General features: G+C 69.2%; 1 protein-coding gene. It reads left to right on the top strand.

Annotation, left to right across the window (positions count from 1 at the left end; translation table 11 throughout):
• Positions 1-515 precede the first annotated feature (515 nt).
• Complete coding sequence (locus DD1DGNOD_RS06290) at positions 516-2,111, top strand: hypothetical protein (RefSeq protein WP_131765667.1); 1,596 nt, start codon at positions 516-518, stop codon at positions 2,109-2,111.
• Positions 2,112-2,406 lie beyond the last annotated feature (295 nt).

Raw genomic sequence — 2,406 nt, forward strand, 5'->3', positions numbered from 1 at the left:
CTGCTGCGGTGGGTCTCCCCCCGGGTACTCAAGGAGACTTTCGACCCGCCGCAACGGGTTGCCTACCCCCACATGGGCTGAGGGGCTGTCCGGTTCGGGCGGTGCAGCGCCGGTGCCGGCGGCGCCGCGCTGTTTGACAGGGCTGTTCCGGTCGTGGCGGACACTCAGACCACGCCCATCACCTGTTGGTCGTCCGGTTGGAACTGGACGTTCGGAACATGGCTGTGGAATGGTTCTATACGGGATAGCCCCGGAGATGTTCCCGCCGGGGTCGCCGGTGAACGTACTCGGTGTGATCGACTGCGTCGACAGCGCCATGCGCGTATTGGTTTGCCGCCACCCGGAAAGATCGTAATCGTGCTTCACGATACTTTTGTGATGGATTCAGGGTGTGTCCGGTGCGCCCATGGAGGACTTTCGTGGCCATGATGGGATCCTCGGACGATGTCGGAGGCTGTCACCCGTATCGGTGTGGATCTCCGCAGAGCGCACCGTGGGAAGGATGCTGATCACTCGTGCTCTACCTCGCCGGCCAGATCCTGGTGCTCATGCTGGCGGCGCTGGCCATCGGTGCGCTGCTGACATGGGTGTTCCTCCTCGGCCCCATACATCGCCGGGTCGAGGAGATACGGCGTGCCATCCCGGCTGCCCCCGGTCCACCCGAGCCGGAGCCGGCCGGCGGTGAGGCCGTGCAGGGTCATGTCGCATTGCGTGTGCGCGGCCACGATCCGGACGCCGCCGGGGCCGAGGTCGCCGAGACTGAGGTCGGACCGTCGGCCGGTGGCGTTGACACGGGCTCCGCCGCGGTCACGCAACCGAGCGCGCGGCCACGGCGCCAGCAGGACGAGCGCCAGCAGGACGAGTGGGTGCTGGAGAAGGCGGCGCTCACGGCCCGCCTGGCAGCCGCCGAGCAGCAGGCGGCCGAGTCCGAGCAGCGGGTCGCCGCTGCCGAGCGGCAGGCCGCGGTGGCCGGCCGCAGGGTGCAGGTGCTCGAGGAAGCTCTCGCGCAGGCCGAGGAAATGGCTGAAACCGGGGCGCCGGAGGTCGAGGAGCCGGGTGAAGCCGTGGTGCCAGGTGGGGCCGTGGTGCCGGATGCCGAGGCCGTCCAGGCACTCGCGGCCGAGGCCGCGCAGCTGCGGGCACAGCTCGCCGAGGCCGAGGGACGCGCCGCGAAGTTCTCCTCCCGGCTGGCGATGGCACGCACCGAGGCCGAGGACACCCAGCGTCAGGTCGCCACCCTGACGACCAGGCTTGATCGCCATCAGGCCGAGTGGGCCGCGGAAAAGGTCCGGCTGCTCGCCCAGATGGGCGAGGCCGAGGAGCCGGTGGCTGTCTCCGACCGCCTGGACGCCGACCGCGCCGAACCCGATCTCTTGGATGCCGATCACGTCGAACCCGACCACCCGGATTCCGGCCATCGAGATTCCAACCGCGCGGATGCCAACCGTCCGGACGCTCCGCTCGCCCGCGAGCCGGTTGCCGGCGAGACCGCTACGGCAGGTCACCCGGATACCGGCGTTGGCGGCGGGGACACCAGCCCCGAGGAGGACCCCGGTGATTTCGGTTCCCTCAAGGTCCGGGAGGCCCAGGTCCCCGAGTTGCTCGACGGCCGAAGGCAGCGCGATCATGTTTCTTTCGCGCTGCCGGGGGGCCAGATCCCCGAGTTGCTCGAGGAAGATCCGGCTGTTGCCGGCGCCGTGCCGGTGCTGACCGCCCGGCTCGTCCCGGGTATGCAGCCGGACCATCACTCCCCGGGCGCTGTACCCCTGGGCACGTCCTCTCCGGGTGCCTTCCCTGGTGCGTTGCCGGGCTCGGTCGCGCTGGCCAGGCTGACCTCGGCGTCCGGCGGATCCGGCTCCTTCCCGCCGGCCGCTGCGGTGCAGGGCGCTCGTCAGGACAATCTCAAGGAGATCGTCGGGATCGGCCCGGTCCTGGAGGCGCGGCTGCATGCGCTTGGCATCGTGAGCTTCCGCCAGCTCGCCGACCTCGACGAGGACGGGGTCGGCTGGCTCGGCTGCGTCCTGGACGGGTTCGGTGACCGGATCGTCTCGGACGACTGGGTGGGCCAGGCCGGTTCCTTGTACGAACGTCACCATCATGGGTGGGTCTAGAGCGTCGGCCAAGTACCGCAGATCCGCTCCGAAGCCGATCGATGATCACTAGATCATGAAAGTGAGGGAGTGGACGGTCGTGACAGCGGCCGTTTTCACACTCACTTTCATGATTGAAACCGAACGTGTGACTACCTGCCCGGTGCGCTAGAGGACTGAAGGCGGCGCGATCATGCTTTACTCGCGCCCGGGGGTCCGGAAGCCGATCTGGGAGGTTCGGGAGGTCCGGAAGCCGGTCCGGGAGGCCCAGGTCCCCAGGTCCCCGGGTCGCTGATCGGATCCGGCTCCGCGCCGG

This window comes from Candidatus Protofrankia californiensis (genome assembly GCF_900634765.1).
GTDB lineage: Bacteria > Actinomycetota > Actinomycetes > Frankiales > Frankiaceae > Protofrankia > Protofrankia californiensis.